Below are 401 nucleotides of genomic sequence, written 5' to 3' on the forward strand. Positions count from 1 at the left end.
GTGGCGGGGAAGAACTCAGCCACGCTGTCCCAGACGAAGTCCTCCATGGCCAGCGTCAGCACCGTATCGTCGATGGTCTCGATCGAGATGGGCTCGGCATTTGCCATCAACGCCTTGGCGTCGCGCAGGGCTGCCATAAAGCTTGGGTAGCGCACGTTGACCAGCGTGGCGTACTGGGGAATCGGCAGCACGTTAAGAACGGCTTCATTCAGAAACCCCAGCGAGCCTTCCGAGCCGCACAGCAGGCTATTGAGGTTAAGCTGGCCGGCGGCGTCGCGTAAGTGGGCCAGGTCGTAGCCGGTCAGGCAGCGGTTCAGCGGCGGAAAGGTCGCCTCAATCAGCGCGCGCTGTTGGTCAATAATGGCCGTGGCCGTCTGGTGAACACGACCGACGATGCCCGC

General features: G+C 62.6%; 1 protein-coding gene. It reads right to left on the reverse strand.

Annotation, left to right across the window (positions count from 1 at the left end):
- On the reverse strand, nucleotides 1-401 hold a 401-nt coding region (locus INT33_RS21695; protein WP_193092951.1), incomplete at both ends, for an FAD-binding oxidoreductase.

Origin of the sequence: Halomonas colorata (genome assembly GCF_014897985.1) — a bacterium.
Lineage (GTDB): Bacteria > Pseudomonadota > Gammaproteobacteria > Pseudomonadales > Halomonadaceae > Vreelandella > Vreelandella colorata.